Here is a 19,706-nt window from a genome sequence, read left to right on the forward strand (position 1 = left end):
TCGTAAATATTTTAGTAATTTCGACTATCTAAATAAAACAAATGAAAGTCTGTATTGCCGAAAAACCAAGTGTAGCAAGAGAAATTGCTAATATATTAGGAGCCAACACCAAACGAGATGGATATTTTGAAGGTAACGGCTATGCAGTAACCTACACTTTTGGGCATTTGTGCACACTTTTAGAGCCTAAAGATTACAAACCTCATTGGAAAAGTTGGGATTTGAATAATTTACCAATGCTTCCTGAACATTTTAATACCAAGGTAACTGGTGATGAAGGGATTCAAAAACAGTTTAAAACTGTAAAATCATTATTTGATAAAGCCGATGTTGTTATCAATTGTGGTGATGCAGGAACTGAAGGAGAATTAATACAGCGTTGGGTAATAAATCAAGCAAATTATAAAGGTGAAGTACAACGTTTATGGATTTCTTCATTAACAGAAGAAGCTATTAGAGATGGTTTTAAAAACTTAAAACCAGCATCGCAATACGATAATTTATATTATGCAGGGTTTTCACGTGCTATTGGTGATTGGTTATTAGGCTTAAATGCCACTCGATTATACACCGTTAAATTTGGCGGATACAAACAAATATTATCCGTAGGAAGAGTACAAACTCCTACCCTTGCAATGTTAGTTAATCGATTTAAAGAAATTCAAAATTTTAAATCACAACCTTACTGGGAACTACAAACTTTATACAGAGAAACACTTTTTAGTTACGAAGAAGGTCGTTTTTTAAAAAAAGAAGAAGGACAAATTTTTGCTGATAAAGTAAAAGAAAGTGACTTTGAAATTACTTCAGTAACCAAGAAAAAAGGAAAAGAATACGCTCCTAAATTATTCGATTTAACAGGTTTACAAGTATATTGTAATAATAAATTCGGATTTTCTGCCGATGAAACATTAAAAATGGTTCAAAAGCTTTATGAAATGAAAGTTGTAACATACCCAAGGGTTGATACTACTTTTTTACCAAATGATGTCTATCCAAAAATTGCAGGAATTTTATCGAAACTAACCAATTTTAGCACCTTAACAAAACCATTATTAGGTCAGAAAATAAAGAAATCTAAAAAGGTTTTTGATGATAAAAAAGTAACAGATCACCACGCTATTATTCCTACTGGAATTCAAAATAATTTACCTTATAATCAGCAACAAGTCTACGATATTATTACCCGTCGTTTTATTGCTGTTTTTTATCCTGAAAGCGATGTTGCCAATACATCTGTAATTGGAAAAATTGGAGATATCTCTTTTAAAACAAGCGGTAAAGAAATCTTATCAAAAGGATGGCGTATTGTTTTTGAACACGCAAATGACAGTAAAAAAACAGAAACTAATGTATTACCAACTTTTGTAAAAGGTGAAAAAGGAACACACGAACCTAGTTTTTTAGAAAAAGAAACCAAACCACCACGAAATTACACCGAAGCAAGTTTATTACGTGCTATGGAAACCGCAGGAAAACAAGTTGATGACGATGAAATGCGTGAATTAATGAAAGAAAATGGTATCGGTCGTCCATCAACTCGTGCAAGTATTATTGAAACTTTATTCCGAAGAAAATATATTGAACGTCAGAAGAAACTGGTAATTCCGACTAAAACAGGAATTGATTTAATTGATTTAATTGATAATGAATTATTAAAATCCGCAGAACTTACAGGACTTTGGGAAAAACGTTTAAAGGAAATTGAACGTGGGGAATTTAATGCAGGAACATTTATCAAAAACATGAAAAAAATGGTGGATGAATTAGTGTATGAAGTTCGTTCAAGCACCAAAACAAAACGACTTTCTTCGGATAATGAAACTCAGAAAGTTGTAAAAAAGGCTGTTCCTCAGAAAAAAACAATCGTTGGTAAAGAATGTCCAAAATGTAAAAAAGGACAATTATTAAAAGGAAGTACCGCTTACGGATGCTCTGGCTATAAAACTGGTTGTGATTTTAAATTACCTTTTAGTTTTATGGATAAAAAAATATCTGAAAATCAATTAATTCGATTGATTGATAAAGGTTGTACGACCAATTTAAAAGGTTTCAAAAATGGAGATGATAAAATAGAAGGCTTAGTTCGTTTTGATGAAAACTTCAACTTAAAACTAGAGCCAAAACAAGCAACAGTTCAAACAGTAAATCAAATATCAACTCAAAAAAACACAGATATTATTCCTTGTCCGAAATGTAAAAAAGGAACAATTTTAAAAGGAAAATCTGCTTACGGATGCTCTGATTATAAAACTGGTTGTAATTTTGTATTTACTTTTGATAACATCAAAAAAATAGCCAACGGACAAACGTTGACTAAAGATTTGGTTTTAAATATTATCAGTACTAACTAAGATTTTTCTAATTCTTTATGATAATATTCAATTAGTTTATCAGGATTTTTTATCGTGTTTTTAATCCATTCAAAATATAAAACACGCTGTTCTTCTTTGCTTAATTGCCAGTTTAAATCTGTTTTACGTAAACGAGCTGTAACATCATTTAAAGTAATTGCAGCTGCTACTGAAATATTTAAACTTTCTGTAAAACCAACCATCGGAATTTTTAAAAAACCGTCAGCTTCTTGTTTTATATAATCAGAAATTCCGTCTTTTTCTGCACCAAATACAAATGCCGATTTTTTAGTAACATCAAAATCAGATAATACACAAGAATCTGTGTGTGGAGTTGTTCCAATTATTTGATATCCTTTTGCACGTAAATCGTCGATACATGCTTTGGTATTATCGCCATCTTCTTTATATCTGTTGATATTTAACCATTTTTGACTTCCTTTTGCAACGTGTCTAGACACTTTATTTGTAAATCTATTTTCAATGGCATAGACATCTTGAACACCAAAAATGTCACAACTTCTCACCACCGCACTTGCGTTATGAGGTTGATAAATATCTTCTAAAACAACGGTAAAATGACGTGTTCTTTCATTTAAAACTCTATTAAATGTTTCTTTTCTTTTATCGGTAATAAAACCTTCTAAATATGCTAATAATCCTTCATCAATCATCTTGCAAAAATACTAAAATTTCATACTTTAGTATCATCAAAATTGATAATGGATTTTTTTACCAGAAAAAATAATACAAATGAAAAAAAGATTGGTAATATTAACAGGAGCAGGAATTAGTGCCGAAAGCGGTATTAAAACTTTTAGAGATGCTGATGGTTTATGGGAAGGTCATAATATTTATGATGTTGCCTCACCTGAAGGATTTAAAAATAATCCTGAATTAGTTCTTGATTTTTATAATCAACGTAGAAAACAATTACTATCCGTTTCACCTAATAAAGCACATCATAATTTAACAAAGTTAGAAGAAAAGTATCAAGTTGATATCATTACTCAAAATGTAGATGATTTACATGAACGAGCTAAAAGTTCAAGTGTTCTACATTTGCATGGCGAACTATTAAAGTCAAAAAGTACAATTGATGAAAACCTAATTTACACCTGTACAAAAGATATTTTTTTAGGTGATTTATGTGAAAAAAACGCCCAATTAAGACCACATATTGTTTGGTTTGGAGAAGATGTTCCGATGCTTGAAAAAGCTATTGAAACAACATTAAAAGCTGATGTTTTAGTAATTATAGGAACATCAATGCAAGTATATCCTGCGGCAAGTTTAATTGATTATGTATCTGAAAACACACCTATTTATTTTATTGATCCAAAACCTGTAATTACTAAAAACGCCTTTACTAATTTAACCATTATTAAAGACGTTGCTAGTAGTGGAACCGATACATTACTTACGATGTTAATCGATTAAAGTATTCGTATATTTCTCCTTTTGATATTGAACTTCCTTTTTCTATTAAATCGAAAACCTCAACATTTCGTTCTTTTTTATACTTTATTGTTCCTGTAAAAAGTTCTACTTTTTCATCATTCGGGTTTTGCATTAACCACTCAAAACCTTCTTGTTCTAACAGATTTATATCTTTATCAATAGTTATCATAATACGATGAATTTCATCTTTATCGCATTTGAATAAATTAACCATTTTTGGTGAAAAATGCTCTAAATATTCAGTTTTAGTAAGCACATCATCCCAAACAACATCGCTAAAAACATTCATTTCATCCTCTGCTACTGCTGGTTTTTGTTCTTTTATTTCTTTCCATTCTTTAGCATCAATACTTTGCGATGCTAAAAAACGAGCAAATTCTTCATGTAATCCTTCAAATTGCTCTTTAGTTAATTGTCTATACTTCATTCGGCAATTTTAATACATAATTTAGATTTTAGCAATTTTAAACACTAAAAATAACCAATAAGTATGTAAGATATTCTTAAATTAAATCAATTATTAACTGATATAATTAACATTTAATAAAGACTTATTTAACATTTTAGGTGTTTGTTAATTTCAAATTTATATTTTTGTAACTATACTGAAAACGATTTAAATGAAGAAAGACAATTTAAAATCTGTTTGTGAGCAAAAAAATTTTGAAGAAATATTTAACAAACACTCTAATTCGCTAAGAAACTATATTTATTACAAATGCGGAAATACACAACAAGCAGAAGATATTGTTCAAGAATCTTACATAAAGTTATGGGATAATTGCAATAAAATAATCTTTGAAAAATCAAAATCATTTTTATATACCGTAGCTAATAATCGTTTTTTAAATGAAGTTGCACATAAAAAAGTAGTATTACAACATCAAAAAACAAATGTTAATAGAGATAAAACCAACTTAACACCTGAATTTATTCTTGAAGAAAAAGAATTTTATATAAAATTAAAAAAAGCAATTGCTGATTTACCTGAAAAACAACGAGAAGTATTTCTTTTAAGTAGAATTGATAAAAAAAAATATATTGAAATTTCTGAAATCGTTGGAGTATCAGTAAAAGCTATAGAAAAAAGAATGAGTAAAGCACTATTTACTTTAAAAGATAAAATAGGTAAAGTTTAAGTAGGGTAACTCCTATTTTAATTGTTCTTATGTAAAAAAACAAATAATGAAACAGATATATACAGATGAAACTTTTTTAGCTAGATGGGTTGCAAATGACTTGTCTGCTACTGAATTGAAAGAATTTCAAAACTCTGATGTATTTCATGAGTTTAATAAAATTAATGAAGCATCACAATTTTTAACAGTCCCTGACTATGATAAATCTGGTGTTTTTAATAAAATAACAGCAAAACTACAAAAAGAAAAAAATCAAAAGTTATAAACTTAAAACCTTGGTGGCTATATAGCGGAGTAGCATCGATTATTTTATTTTTAACTGTTTTTTATTTTAATAGTAATAATGACACCACTTTTTCAACAAAATACGGAGAGCAAATAACCATTAAATTACCTGACAATTCAATAGCGTATCTTTCTGCTGATTCTAGTTTAGAATTCACCGAAAAAAATTGGAATAAAAACAGAAATTTATCATTAACAGGAAAAGCTTACTTTGAAGTTGAAAAAGGAAAGACATTTACTGTACACACAAAAAAAGGTGATGTTGTAGTCTTAGGTACTAAGTTTACTGTAAACTCTTCAAAAAACATATTTGAAGTTCAATGTTTTGAAGGAAAAGTAAAAGCAATATCAAAAAATAAAAATGAAGTTGTTTTATCAAAAGGAAAAGCGTTTAGAGTTTATCAAAATAAAAGCGAAAATTGGAGTTTTATCAAAAAAAATCCTTCTTGGTTAAACGGAGAAAGTAGTTTTAATAACGCTCCTCTTAGCGAAGTAATTTTAAGGCTAAAAAAACAATACAATTTAAAATTTGATATAAATAAAATAGATATCAATAAACGTTTTACAGGTACATTTACCCATGATAATGTTAATATCGCTTTAAAAACTGTTTTTGCTCCTATGAATATTTCATTTAAATTAGCAGAAACTAATTTAGTTATACTAACATATAATAATGAATAAAATATTAAGTATAGTTTTTATCTGCTTAGTAATGTCTATTTTTTCTCAAGAAAAAATAGACATTACTTTTTCTAATACACCTATTTTAGAAGTTCTAAAAAAAACAGAAGCTAATTTTAAGGTGAAACTTTCATTTGATGCAGATATAATTAAAGATACGATATTTTCGTTCACTAAAAAAGAATGTTTACTTGATGAATTCATTAATGAAATCGAGCATAAAACACTCCTAAAATTTAATAAAATAAACAATATTTATTATTTTATTACACTTCAACAAAAAGAACATCATTTTAATCTTTTAAAAGAAGTATTAGTTAATAACTATGTAACTTCTGGAATTAATAAAAATAAAAATGGTAGTATTACCATAATACCTCAACAATTAGGAGTACTTCCTGGATTAACAGAACCTGATATTTTAGAAAGCTTAAAAATTATACCAGGTGTACAAAGCCCTAACGAAACTGCTTCAGGAATTTATATAAGAGGTGGAACTCCTGATCAAAATTTAATTTTTTGGGACGGAATAAAAATGTATTATTCTGGTCATTTTTTTGGAATGATTTCAGCTTTTAATCCTTACACAACTAAAAAAATAACACTTTCAAAGAGCGGTACTCAGGCAAGATATGGGAATAAAATATCTGGTGTAATAGATATTACTACAAAAGATAATATCCCTAAAAAAATAACAGGAGGTTTTGGTTTTAATATGACTCATGCTGATGCTTTTATTAGAATTCCATTATCTAAAAAAATAGCAATTACAACTTCTTTTAGACGCTCTTTTACTGACTTTGTAAATACTTTTACTTTTAATAAACTATCAAATAGGGTATTTAAAACTTTTAATGATGCTCAAGAAAGAAATATTATTGACAATAATATTTCTTTTAATAGAGATAATAATTTTTACTTTACAGATTACTCAGCTAAATTGATTGTAAAACCATCACAAAAAGAAACTTTTTCTTTTAACTTTTTATACACTAAAAATAAGTTATCTAATAATTTTTTAATTCCTATTTATGAAGATAAATATTTAGATAATTTAAAAATTATTAATAATGGTATTAGTTTTATTTGGAAGAAAGAAATTTCACATAAATTAAATCATGATTTTAAAATTTATTATTCAAAATTTAATTTAAAATATTATGGAAACTATAATTATATTAATGGTTCTTTAATTAATCAATCAATTAAAAATAACTTAATTAAAGATATTGGTTTTTCTTATTTATTAAATTACAAAAAAAATAAAAATAATAATTTCTTATTTGGGTATGATTTTTCTAATAATAAAACACAGTATGAATTAACCTATATAGTAGACTTTTACAATGAAAACATTACAAATAACCAACAAAAAGATAATGGTACTAATAATACTCACTCATTATTTACCGAATATATATACAATAGTAATAATTGGAATATAAATAGTGGAATAAGGTTTAATTATTTTAATAAAATTAATAAATCTGTTATTGAGCCTCGTTTATATATCGAAAAAGCTTTTAAAAATGGTATTAGTTTTAAAATGTCTTTAGAGAAAAAACACCAAACTTTAGGTCAAATTGTAGAGTTTCAATCATCTAATTTAGGTTTTGACCTTGAAAATCAGGTTTGGGCACAAGTAAATAATAACGATGTACCCCTACAAAAAAGTTTTCAAGTATCTAGCGGTTTGGTTTTAAATAAAAATAAATGGAAAATAGATATTGAAGGATATACAAGAAAAATTAGTGGTATGACATCACAAACAAGAGGTTATAATGACCAAACTTCTGATTTTTCAAAAGGGAAAGGTAAAATATGGGGTATTGATTTATTAATAAATAAAAAAATTGGCAATTATCGTACTTGGATTAATTATTCATACACTAAAAATAAATTTATATTTTTAGATTTAGAAAACAAATTTTTTCCAGCAAACCATGATATTACCAATTCTTTTTCTTGGTCTCACGCCTTAAAAATTAATAAAATTGAAATATCTTTAGGTTGGAATTTTAGGTCAGGGAATCCTTATACACCTGTCTATGAATTTATAGAAAATGATGATTATCAAACTCCTACAATAGCTTTAGATACCGATAACATAAACTCTAAACGCTTACCTAAATACCATCGTTTAGATTTATCAGCTACGTATTCTTTCAATTTTTCTAAAAGAATGAGAGGTAAAATAGGTATTTCTTTTTTAAATATTTACAACAGAAAAAATATTTTAAATAGATATTACACAGCAGTTACTGAATTAAAAAATAATGATTTCACTTATAAAATAGGCGAGATAGATAAAGTTTCATTAGGTTTTACACCTAACTTAGTCTTTAGAGTTTCTTTTTAAAAAAGCTCACAATATTATTGTGAGCTTTTTTTAATAATTTCTATATGTTTTTGTTTCTTCAAAAATATGTTCAAGAATTCTCTTTTCTACATCATCAAAATCAATATTACGCCTTTTCATTACAACATCAGCAACTTCAAAAACCTTATTTGTTTTATACTCTGTAAATCCTGATGCTCCTCCCCAACTAAAAGAAGGTACAAAATTCCTTGGAAATCCGCTTCCAAAAATATTAGCTGAAACACCAACAACAGTTCCTGTATTAAACATGGTATTAATTCCACATTTAGAGTGATCTCCCATCATTAAACCACAAAACTGTAACCCTGTTTTTGCAAAACGCCCCGTTTCGTAATTCCATAATTTTACTTCGGCATAGTTATTTTTTAGGTTAGAGTTATTAGAATCTGCTCCAATATTACACCATTCACCTAATACAGAATTTCCTAAAAAGCCTTCGTGACCTTTGCTAGAATATCCCATTAACACCGAATTATTAACCTCACCTCCTACTTTACAATAAGGACCTAAAGTGGTTGCTCCGTATATTTTTGTTCCTAATTTTAATACCGAATTTTCACACATAGCTAATGCACCTCTTACAACTGTACCTTCCATTATTTCGGCATTTTTACCGATATAAATAGGTCCTGTACTAGCGTTTAAAGTCGCAAAAGTTAATTTAGCGCCTTCTTCAATAAATATATCTTTTTTATTGATACAATTTACTGTTTCAGGAATTGGTTCTGATGATCTTCCGTCAGTAATTAAATCAAAATCAGCACGAATTGCTTTATCATTTAAAGAAAAAATATCCCATGTATTTTTAATTTGAATTAAATCTTCTTCATATTCGATATGTTCATAGTTCGAAAAGTCTACCTCATCTTGCTTATCATTTGTATAAAAAGCAATTACATCTTCACCTTTAAAAATAGCCTGATTTTCGGTTAAGTCTCTTACCATATCAACCAATGTGTCTGTTGGTAAAAAAGAAGCGTTTAATAATATGTTAACCTCTAACTCTACCATCGGATATTTTTCTTCTAAATATTCCTCGGTAACTGTTGTAGTGGTTGAGCCTAAATGTTTTTCCCATTTTTCTCGAATAGTTAAAATACCAACTCTAATATCTGCAACAGGTTTCGTATATGTAAATGGTAATAAAGCTGTTCTTACATCACCATCAAATAAGATATAATTCATTTTTATTTTATTTTTTTGAACTCATACAAAATTACTACTTTCAAATCGTTTTACAAGTTTAAATATTAAGCTTACTTTTGTTACCTAAACTTAAAATATTACCATGAAAAAAATAGTAGCTTTAATTATTCTTATTATCACATTAGTTGCGCTAACTTATTATGCTTTTATCTATTTTGTACCTTATAGTCAGGGTGTACGATCTGGAGAACTTATAAAAATAAGTTATAAAGGAGTTGGTATTAAAACTTGGGAAGGTGAAATTAGTCAAGGTATTTCTGGAGCTCAAATTTTCTCATTCTCTGTACAAGATAACGAAAAACAAGTTATTGAAGATTTACAAAAATTTCAAGGTCGTTATGTAAAAGTTACTTATAAGGAACTTTATGCTACCTATTTTTGGCTAGGAGATTCTAAATATTTTGTAACAAAAGTTGAACAAGAGAATTCTCCTCACTTTAGAAGTTTAGAAAATTAAAATGACAAACAAAAAATACAAACACGTAGAAGATACAGGTATTGTAATTTCTGAATTAATGCTACCATCTCACGCTAATTTTAGTGGTAAAATTCATGGAGGCTATATTTTATCTTTATTAGATCAAATTGCTTTTGCTTGTGCCTCTAAACATTCAGGTGAATATTGTGTTACAGCATCAGTTGATACAGTTGATTTTTTAAACCCGATTGAAGTTGGCGAGTTAGTAACTATGAAAGCTTCTGTAAATTATACAGGTAGAACCTCTATGGTTGTTGGTATACGTGTAGAAGCTGAAAATATTAGAACAGGTAAAATGAAACACTGTAATTCATCCTATTTTACAATGGTTGCTAAAGATGATGACGGTAAAAGTGTTGCTGTTCCTGGTTTAATTGTAAATGATGATATTGAAGTAAGACGTTTTTTAAAAGCTATAAAACGTATTGAAATGAAAAAAAATCGTCAAAATGAATTTGATAGCGATGATTTTGTACACCATGATTATGTTAAAGATTTAGAAAAATACAATGTAAAAGTTGAGTTATAAAAAAATCCGAAGTTAACTAACTTCGGATTTTTTTGTTTTAAAAATTATTATTCTCTAATAATATTCCTGCTAATTTTAATAATTGCAATTCAGCATTTTTTGCAGTGTACTTTGCATTACTTACACTTAATGATGCATTTATTAAATTAACTTGTGCTTGACGAAAATCAATAGATGTTACTTGTCCTAATTTATATCGTTCATTAGTACGTTTAAAATTTAACTGAGTAGTTACTACATTCTTTTCTTGTACTTGTAATGAAAACAATGCATTTTGATAAATTTCCCAGGTATTATTAACATTTCTTTCTAATAATTCTTCTTGTTGTAACTTTTTAATTCCTTGAGTTTCTAAAGCTATTTTTGCATTCGTTACATTCGTTTTGGTTTTTCCTCCATCAAAAATATTCCAAGACATATTTAAACCTGCATTTATACCTTTTCTTGTATTAGAAATTGGACTAAAATCATTAACAGCATCATTATTACTTTTAGTCCAAGCATATGAACTAGTTAAACTTACATTTGGCATCCAACCTGATTGGCGAATTTTTACATCTAACTCACCTAATTTTATATTTTTGTTTGCTTGTAATAAAATTGCATTGTTATTTTTTGCTTTTTCTAAAAGGGTATTTAATTTTAAATCAATAGCATAAGTAACATCCGTATTTACTTTTACAGGTGTATTTACTTTTCTACCTAAAACGATATTCAAATCTCTTTTAGAATTTGCTAATTCCCTTTTTACTGCTATGTAAGTAATACTATCGTTATTCACATCAACCTCAGCATTTAAAACTGCTAACTTTGTATTTTGTCCATATTCAAAACTATACTCAGCTCTTTGCAATCTTTTTTTAGAAATTTCTAATGTTGCCTTTTGTGTTGCTTCATTTTCAGTTAACCTTCCTACTTCATAATAAGCCAAAAATAACGTAGTTAATGTATTTTCCATTACTTGACGCACCTGTAGTTCGGTTAAATTATAATTTTCTTTTAATCGTTTAAAAGTATATTTTCTATTAAAACCATTAAAAATAGTATAATTTAATCCTACTGAAGCATTATAAGCTTTAGATTCTGCTCCATTTACAGGGTTTACATTACCATTTTGAAATTCACTATCAGTATCATTATTACTATAATTAGTTCCCGCATTTGCTGTTATTGTAGGTAAATATCCACTATTATAAATTCCTTTATTATTTTTAGCTGTTTCTAAATTATTTTTTATAATTCTTATATCGTAATTATTTTCTAATGTAAGCGTTACTGCTTTTTCTTTTGATAAAATATCTTGTCCGTAAAAAGAAATACTTATCAATAAAAACGCTATACTTAAATATGTTTTTTTCATTTTATGATCTTTTACTATGCTGATTCTTCTTTTTCTGATGCTAACTCTTTAATAGCTCTTTCAACTGCTTCTCTTTTTGGTTTCTTACCTTCCCAAAACCATTGTACATACACTTTAAAATGATTAGAAATTGATAATAAAACAGGTAATGTTAGTAAAGTTAAAAAAGTAGCAATCATAATTCCGTAAGCAATTGATATTGCCATAGGTATTAAAAATTGTGCTTGTCTACTTGTTTCAAAAATTAACGGAGCTAAACCTGCTACAGTGGTAATTGTTGTTAAAAATATAGCTCTAAATCTTGATTTACCCGCAGCAAATAAGGCTTCTTCATACTCCATACCTTCTTTTAGGTAACTATTAAATTTACTGATTAAAACCAAGCCATCATTCACCATAATTCCTATTAAAGCGATAATCCCTAAAAGGGATAATATATTTACCGCAAAACCATGAATCCAATGCCCCCAAGCAACACCAATCAAACTGAATGGCACCATTATTAATAACATTAAAGGCTGACTATAAGACCTAAATGTAAATACAATAACAATATAAATCAATAATAAAATTACAGGACCTACTAAAGCTGCAGAACTAGATACTTTTGATGCTTCTCTATTTTGCCCTTCATATAAAGCTGTTACAGATGGATATTTAGCTACAATTAAAGGCATAATTCTAGTTTTAATATCAGTTAAAATATCAGTAGCACTTCCTTGTGCTTCTTTTAAATCAGCATCAATTTTTATTTCTCTTTGTCCATCTAAATGATTTATTGCTATTTCACCTCTTTCAATAGTGTAGGTAGCTATTTCAGATAACGGAACTCTACTTCCTGTTGGTGTTGAAATTCGCATATCATCTAAATTTTTAATTGATGATCGTTCGTTTTTATCATAACGAACCCATACTTTTATTTCATCCTGTCCTCGTTGAAATCGTTGTGCTTGTTTCCCGAAAAAACCACTTCTTATTTGAGACATTACTGCGTTTAAATTTAAACCTAACAAATAAGCATTGTCTTTTAAATTTATATTGATTTCTTTTATTCCTTGCGGATCATTATCGGTAACATCTTTTAAATCTTGATTTTTATTTAGTGCTGATTTTAATTCGGTTTTAGCAGCTTTTAACTCACTTATATTATTACTTAATAACGAAACAGATACAGGACTTCCTCCAAAATTACCTCCTGAACCAAAAGTTAATGCTTCAACACCATAAATAGTACCTACTCTTTCTCGTATTGCATTGGTAATTTCTCTAGAACTAAACATTCTGGTTTCTCCTGGTAATAAATTAATTCGTAAAGATGCTTTAGCAGAACCTCTACCGATTTGCTTTAAAATATTTTCTATTACAGGTTTACCATCTAAAGCATATTTTTGGGTAAATTCTTTTTCAACTTCCCAAGTTTTTGCTTCAATTACAGAAATAATACTATCCGTAATTTTTTCATTTGTTCCTTGTGGCATTGTTAAATTTACAGAAACACGATCACTTGCTATAGACGGAAAAAAAGTTCCTTTTATAATTCCTCCTTTAAAAGCACCGATAGTTATCATTAATAAAGCAATTGGAATTACTAAGCCAAAAAACTTATTATCTAACACAAATTTTAATGCTGGTGCGTATAATTTATCACGCATAAAATCCATTAAATTTTCAGCATATTTATTAAATGCATATACTTTCTGATCTCTATGTAATGCTTTTGAATGTGCAACGTGTGCTGGTAAAATAATTAAAGCTTCGACCAAAGATAAAACCAATGTTAATGCTACAACTGTAGCTACTTCACCAAAAAATTCTCCAATATTTCCATCTAAAAAGAAAAACATTGAAAACGCTAAAACAGTAGTTGTAATTGCCGAAATAATTGGCGGAACAACCTCCATAGTACCATCAATAGCGGCTCTTATAGGGTTTTTACCTTTTTCATAATGATGATAAATGTTTTCAGAAATTACAATTCCATCATCCACTAAAATACCAATAACGATAATCATTCCAAACAACGATAAAACATTGATAGTAATATTAAAATATCCTGCTAACATAAACATTCCAAAAAATGCTACAGGCAAACCTGCTGCTACCCAAAATGCTAATCTAGGACGTAAAAACAACGATAAAAACAAGAGTACTAATAACATTCCTTGCCATGCGTTTTTAAATAATAATTCGGTACGTTGATTTAATGTAATAGATGAATCTCGTGTTACAGCTATTTCAACATTATCACGCTGTTTATTAAATTTTTCAATGTATTCATTAATATTTTTTGCTGATGAAATTAAATCTTCACTATTTGTATTACTAACCTGCATTCTAACGGCTAAATTTCCGTTATAAAAATTTCTATTTGGCGTTTCGTTCCAAATATCTTTTACAATCGCAACATCTTTTAATCTAATAATTATTCCTGAAGCATCAGCTTTAACTACTAAATTATCTAATTCATCACCATAATAAGAACGATTATTTGCTCTAATTAAATACTCTTCTGCAATTGTTTTTACAGAACCACCTGTCGTTAAAATATTTGCCGAAGAAACAGCTTTTGCAACTTCATTAAAAGTTAAATTATACGCAATTAAATCGCTTTCTCTTACTGCTATTTCAATTTCTTCATCAGGATAACCCGAAACAGTAATTTGTGATATTCCTTTTATTCTACGGATATCATTTTCAATATCTCTAGCAATATTTTTTAATGATTTAAGCGGGATATTAGTACCTGTAACGACAAAACTAATTGTTTCCGCTATTTTTTCTATTTTAGAAACCACGGCAGGTTCCATTCCTGAAGGAAAATTAGGAACTTTATCAACTGCATTTTTAACATCTGCTAAAACAACATTAATATCATATCCTTTTAATATTTCTACAGAAATACTTGCTGTATTTTCTGATGATGTTGACGTAACTCTATCTACACCAACTAATCCTTTTAAATTATCTTCAATTTTTAAAACAACTCCTTCTTCCATTTCTTGTGGAGAAGCACCAGGATATGCAATATTTATATTGATAAATTTAGCATCTGTTAAAGGAAAAAAAGATGATTTTAAAGATGAATAACCAACCATTCCTAAAAGAACGAAAGCGATAATAATAATATTTACGGCTACTGGATATTTTATAAAATATGCGATTATTTTTTTCATATCCTATTTTTTTGAAGAGTTTGTAACTTCTGAAAAAATCTTAACAGGCATACCTATATAGGCTCCTGCAATAGGTTTTGAGACTAATTGAGCACCATTTTTTAATCCCTTAACTATCACGGTATTTTCATTAAAGTGTACTGGATTTACTAGTACTAAATCTAATACATTATTTTTAACAACATAAACAGATTTATTTTCAACCAATAACTTTCTATTAATTTCAATAACATTCGTTGCTTCTTTTGCGAATACATTTGCCATAGCATACATTCCTTCTCGTAAATTTTTACCTTTTACTTCAATAAATACTTGAACCGTTTGTGAAGCTTGTTCTATTTTACTATTAATTCTAGCAACTTTACCTTCCCATTTTTTAGTTTTTTCTAAATTATAAAGTGCTACTATTTTTCCAACTTTTAAAATATCTGCAAATGCACCATTAACAGACAATGGTAATTCAAAAACAGAAGTATCTATAAACTCTCCCATTTTTTGACCAGACCTAACCAACGTACCATTTGTAACTAACACCTCTGTTAAAACACCTTTAAAAGGAGCTTTAACATTATATTTATTTAATCGTGCTTCTAAATTTTTTAAATTATAAAATGTAGTGTATATATTTTTACCTGTAACAAAGTATTTTTCTTTATCAGAACTAGATATTGGAAGTTTTTGTGTCGTTTTATTGATGTCAAAATTTTTCAAATAAGAATTCCATTTTTCAAAAGATTGAGGATAATCTAATCTCATATCAGGCATAATTGAAGCTACTAAGTTTTGTAACGAACTTCTTTGAGCTTGTATAGAGGCATAAAATTCTTGACTATTTATACGTAATAATGTTTGCCCTTTTTGATATGATACTCCTGCTCTAAAATCTTTTCCAGTAGCTTGTAAAATTCCTTGTACTTCAGAATAAATAACTACTTTATTTTTAGCCACTAAATTTCCATTTGCAGATATTATTATAGGAATATCTCCATTTTTAACTTCATCAACAAAAACAGTTTTTTCAATTTTCACATCTTTTTGTTTTGGAATTTTTTTACTATTTTTAAAATAGTTCGATATTAAAAATGATATCCCAAGTAATGCAACTCCTGCTACTACTATAATTAATTTTCTCATACTTATATATTATTTAGCTGTTGATACAACCTTTTACTGATTTTGTATTTAAATTATCTTGTACTTTTTTTATAACATTAATTACTTGTGCTATTTCTTCTTCTGATATATTTTCTTGTAAACATTTTGCAAAACTTTTCATAATAGGAAATGTTTCATCAAATAATTCAATTCCTTTTTTGGTTAAATGAATATTATTAATTCGTTTATCTGATTCTGAAGGAACTCTTGCAACAAGATTTTTCTTTTGCATTGTATTAATTAAACGAGTTAAAGATGTTTTATCTCTACCTGTTAAAAAAGCCAACTCTTGTTGTGGTACTCCATTTTTATGTCTTAATCTTTTTAGTACGATAAACTGTATTTTTGTAAGATGTATATTTTTTTCAAAAAAAAGATCTTGAATATGATTATCTATCATTTTCATTGTTTTTCCTAACCAAGGAGCTAATGTATTTTCGAAATCCATTTTAATTTTAATATTAGACACAAAAATAGTACAAAAGACTAAAATAGTTGCATATGCAACTATTTATTTTTAAGAAAAAAAAGCCTATCATTTCTGATAGACTTTTAATTTTGTATTAAAATTTTATATTACTTAGTTAAGTACATTTTACGTCTTGAATATAAGTCATAAAATTGATCATCTTTTAAATCATCAATAAATAAAATACTTTCACCTGTCGATTTCATTTCAGGTCCTAATTGTTTGTTTACATTCGGGAACTTATTGAATGAAAATACTGGTTGCTTTATTGCATAACCATCTAATTGAGGGTTAAAATCAAAATCTGTAACTTTCTTTTCACCTAACATTACCTTAGTTGCATAGTTTACATAAGGTTGTTTGTAAGCTTTTGCAATAAAAGGAACTGTACGTGATGCTCTTGGATTTGCTTCAATAATATAAACGATATCATCTTTAATAGCAAACTGAACATTTATTAAACCAACTGTTTTTAACTCTAAAGCAATTGTTTTAGTATGATCTTTTATTTGTTGGATAACTAAATCACCTAAATTAAAGGCTGGTAATGTTGCATTTGAATCTCCAGAGTGAACTCCACAAGGCTCAATATGTTCCATAATACCAATTATTTGAACATTTTCACCGTCACAAATTGCATCAGCTTCCGCTTCAATTGCTCCGTCTAAATAATGATCTAATAATAATTTATTACCAGGCATTCTTCTTAATAAATCAACAACGTGTTCTATTAATTCTTCTTTATTGATAACAATTTTCATTCCTTGCCCTCCTAATACATAAGAAGGTCTTACTAAAATTGGGAAATCTAATTTATCAGCTAAAACTAAAGCTTCGTCAGCAGTTTCAGCAATTCCAAATTCAGGAAATGGAATTTTATTTCTCACTAAAAGATCAGAAAAACTTCCTCTATCTTCTGCTAAATCTAAGGCTTCAAAACTAGTACCTAAAATTTTGATTCCGTATTTAGTTAATTTTTCAGCTAACTTTAAAGCAGTTTGTCCACCTAACTGAACAATAACTCCTTCTGGTTTTTCATGCTTGATGATGTCATAAATATGTTCCCAAAAAACAGGCTCAAAATATAATTTATCAGCAGTATCAAAATCTGTAGAAACCGTTTCAGGATTACAGTTAATCATAATAGTTTCGTAACCACATTCCGCAGCTGCTAAAATACCATGAACACAACAGTAATCAAATTCAATTCCTTGCCCAATACGGTTTGGTCCTGAACCTAAAACTATAATTTTCTTTTTTGCTGTAACTTCACTTTCGTTTGCAATAACTGTAACACCTTCTTTAGTTACAATATCACTTTCAAAAGTTGAATAATAATAAGGAGTTTTTGCTTTAAATTCAGCAGCACAAGTATCAACTAACTTGTAAACTCTGTTGATATTTAATTCCTCTCTTTTGCTATATACTTCACTTTCTAAACAACCTAACATATGAGCAATCTGACGATCTCCATATCCTTTTTGTTTTGCTTCAAGTAATAAATCTCTATCAAGATTTGCTACTGTATTCTTAGAAATTTCTTTTTCTATTTCGTGTAATTCTTCATATTGCTTTAAGAACCACATATCAATTTGAGTAATTTCGTGGATTTTACTCAACGGAATTCCCATTTTAATAGCATCATAAATAATAAAAACTCTATCCCAAGAAGCGTATGTTAACTTCTCAATAATTTCATCGTAGTTTTTATTTTCTTTTCCATCAGCTCCTAAACCGTTACGTTTAATTTCTAATGATTGTGTTGCCTTGTGTAATGCTTCTTGGAATGAACGTCCAATACCCATAACCTCACCAACAGATTTCATTTGTAAACCTAAAGTTCTGTCAGAACCTTCAAATTTATCAAAGTTCCATCTAGGGATTTTCACGATTACATAATCTAACGTTGGCTCAAATAAAGCTGATGTAGATTTTGTAATTTGATTATCTAATTCATCTAAATGATACCCTAAGGCTAATTTAGCAGCAATTTTTGCAATAGGATACCCTGTTGCTTTACTTGCTAATGCTGATGAACGAGATACACGAGGATTAATTTCAATAGCAATGATGTCTTCTTTTTCATCTGGAGAAATAGCAAACTGTACATTACATCCTCCTGCAAAATCACCAATATTACGCATCATATGGATTGCCATATCACGCATTTTTTGGAATGTTTTATCAGAAAGTGTCATTGCTGGAGCTACTGTAATAGAATCTCCTGTATGAATTCCAATAGGATCCATATTTTCAATAGAACAAATAATAACTACATTATCATTTGCATCTCTAAGTAATTCTAATTCATATTCTTTCCAGCCAATAAGAGCTTTATCAATCATCACCTCATGAATAGGAGAAACCTCTAATCCACGAGTTAATAAATCATCAAAATCTTCTTCTTTATAAACAAAAGAAGCTCCTTCTCCACCCAAAGTAAATGAAGCTCTAATAATTAAAGGAAAACCAAATTCTTGTGCAATTTCTTTACCTTTTAAGAAAGAAGTCGCTGTTGCTTGAGGCGCCATTGGAATACCAATATCTAACATCAAGTTTCTAAACTTTTCACGGTCTTCGGTAATATTAATAGCGTCGATATTAACACCAATAATTTCTACACCAAAATCTTTCCAAATACCTTTTTCATCAGCTTCAATACATAAATTTAATGCAGTTTGCCCACCCATTGTTGGTAAAACAGCATCAATTTGAGGATGATCTTTTAATATCTGAATTAACGACTTTGTATTTAAAGGTAAAAGATATACATGATCAGCCATTGAAGGATCTGTCATGATTGTTGCCGGATTTGAATTGATTAAAACAGTTTCAATTCCGTCTTCACGTAAAGAACGCAAAGCTTGAGTTCCAGAATAATCAAATTCACAGGCTTGTCCAATAACAATTGGTCCTGATCCGATTATTAAAATAGATTTAAGGTTTTGATTTTTAGGCATTTTCAGTAGGTATTGTATGTTGTTGTATCGTTTTATCTCTAAAACATAATTTTTTTATGCATAAAAAAAGTGT

The 19,706-nt window shown here is 28.4% G+C and carries 16 protein-coding genes; 8 read left to right on the forward strand and 8 right to left on the reverse strand.

Features of this window, described 5'->3' with window-relative positions:
* Positions 1-41 precede the first annotated feature (41 nt).
* On the forward strand, positions 42-2,354 hold the full coding sequence (locus PG913_RS07575) for a DNA topoisomerase 3 (RefSeq protein WP_271230204.1): 2,313 nt from the start codon (positions 42-44) through the stop codon (positions 2,352-2,354).
* On the opposite strand, the gene PG913_RS07580 is transcribed toward PG913_RS07575, so the two are convergent.
* Entirely contained in the window at positions 2,351-3,028 is a 678-nt protein-coding gene (locus tag PG913_RS07580; RefSeq protein ID WP_271230205.1) for a TrmH family RNA methyltransferase, read from the reverse strand. The two genes, PG913_RS07575 and PG913_RS07580, sit on opposite strands and share 4 nt — an antisense overlap.
* Positions 3,029-3,107: 79 nt before the next feature.
* Here PG913_RS07580 and PG913_RS07585 point away from each other — a divergent pair, with 79 nt between their 5' ends.
* The gene (locus tag PG913_RS07585) at positions 3,108-3,794 is read left to right on the forward strand and encodes a Sir2 family NAD-dependent protein deacetylase (RefSeq protein ID WP_271230206.1); all 687 of its coding nucleotides are present in this window, start codon (positions 3,108-3,110) and stop codon (positions 3,792-3,794) included.
* Here the strand turns inward: PG913_RS07585 and PG913_RS07590 are convergent.
* Positions 3,775-4,242, reverse strand: a complete 468-nt coding sequence (locus PG913_RS07590) for a DUF6495 family protein (RefSeq protein WP_271230207.1) — start codon at positions 4,240-4,242, stop codon at positions 3,775-3,777. The genes PG913_RS07585 and PG913_RS07590 overlap by 20 nt on opposite strands.
* Before the next feature lie 193 nt (positions 4,243-4,435).
* Here PG913_RS07590 and PG913_RS07595 point away from each other — a divergent pair, with 193 nt between their 5' ends.
* The 4 genes from PG913_RS07595 to PG913_RS07605 are packed head-to-tail and all read left to right on the forward strand — an operon-like array spanning position 4,436 to position 8,282.
* On the forward strand, positions 4,436-4,954 hold the full coding sequence (locus PG913_RS07595) for an RNA polymerase sigma factor (RefSeq protein ID WP_271230208.1): 519 nt from the start codon (positions 4,436-4,438) through the stop codon (positions 4,952-4,954).
* Positions 4,955-5,000: 46 nt separating this feature from the next.
* Entirely contained in the window at positions 5,001-5,219 is a 219-nt protein-coding gene (locus PG913_RS07600) for a hypothetical protein (protein ID WP_271230209.1), read from the forward strand.
* Positions 5,220-5,260: 41 nt separating this feature from the next.
* Complete coding sequence (locus PG913_RS13020) at positions 5,261-5,923, forward strand: FecR family protein (RefSeq protein ID WP_408648506.1); 663 nt, start codon at positions 5,261-5,263, stop codon at positions 5,921-5,923.
* Positions 5,916-8,282, forward strand: coding sequence for a TonB-dependent receptor plug domain-containing protein (locus tag PG913_RS07605; RefSeq protein ID WP_271230210.1), 2,367 nt, complete (start codon positions 5,916-5,918; stop codon positions 8,280-8,282). The genes PG913_RS13020 and PG913_RS07605 overlap by 8 nt, the downstream gene beginning before the upstream one ends.
* A gap of 30 nt (positions 8,283-8,312) precedes the next feature.
* On the opposite strand, the gene PG913_RS07610 is transcribed toward PG913_RS07605, so the two are convergent.
* Positions 8,313-9,488 carry a GlmU family protein gene (locus PG913_RS07610; RefSeq protein WP_271230211.1) on the reverse strand — a complete coding sequence of 392 codons (1,176 nt, stop codon included), beginning with the start codon at positions 9,486-9,488 and terminating at the stop codon, positions 8,313-8,315.
* 103 nt (positions 9,489-9,591) lie between these two features.
* Between PG913_RS07610 and PG913_RS07615 the strand changes: the two genes are divergently transcribed.
* Positions 9,592-9,966, forward strand: a complete 375-nt coding sequence (locus PG913_RS07615) for a 6-phosphogluconate dehydrogenase (RefSeq protein ID WP_271230212.1) — start codon at positions 9,592-9,594, stop codon at positions 9,964-9,966.
* 1 nt (position 9,967) lies between these two features.
* Entirely contained in the window at positions 9,968-10,516 is a 549-nt protein-coding gene (locus PG913_RS07620) for an acyl-CoA thioesterase (protein WP_271230213.1), read from the forward strand.
* Between the two features lie 37 nt (positions 10,517-10,553).
* Here PG913_RS07620 and PG913_RS07625 read toward each other — a convergent pair whose 3' ends face one another.
* The 5 genes from PG913_RS07625 to carB form a co-directional block, all read right to left on the reverse strand.
* Entirely contained in the window at positions 10,554-11,876 is a 1,323-nt protein-coding gene (locus PG913_RS07625) for a TolC family protein (protein ID WP_271230214.1), read from the reverse strand.
* Between the two features lie 14 nt (positions 11,877-11,890).
* Complete coding sequence (locus tag PG913_RS07630) at positions 11,891-15,049, reverse strand: efflux RND transporter permease subunit (protein ID WP_271230215.1); 3,159 nt, start codon at positions 15,047-15,049, stop codon at positions 11,891-11,893.
* Positions 15,050-15,052: 3 nt separating this feature from the next.
* Complete coding sequence (locus PG913_RS07635) at positions 15,053-16,183, reverse strand: efflux RND transporter periplasmic adaptor subunit (protein WP_271230216.1); 1,131 nt, start codon at positions 16,181-16,183, stop codon at positions 15,053-15,055.
* Between the two features lie 13 nt (positions 16,184-16,196).
* Complete coding sequence (locus PG913_RS07640; protein WP_271230217.1) at positions 16,197-16,652, reverse strand: MarR family winged helix-turn-helix transcriptional regulator; 456 nt, start codon at positions 16,650-16,652, stop codon at positions 16,197-16,199.
* 128 nt (positions 16,653-16,780) lie between these two features.
* Positions 16,781-19,633: a carbamoyl-phosphate synthase large subunit gene (gene carB / locus PG913_RS07645; RefSeq protein ID WP_271230218.1), complete on the reverse strand. Its 2,853-nt coding sequence runs from the start codon at positions 19,631-19,633 to the stop codon at positions 16,781-16,783.
* Positions 19,634-19,706: the final 73 nt, after the last annotated feature.

The sequence above is a fragment of the Tenacibaculum pacificus genome (assembly GCF_027941775.1).
In the GTDB taxonomy this organism is placed as follows: Bacteria; Bacteroidota; Bacteroidia; order Flavobacteriales; family Flavobacteriaceae; genus Polaribacter; species Polaribacter pacificus_A.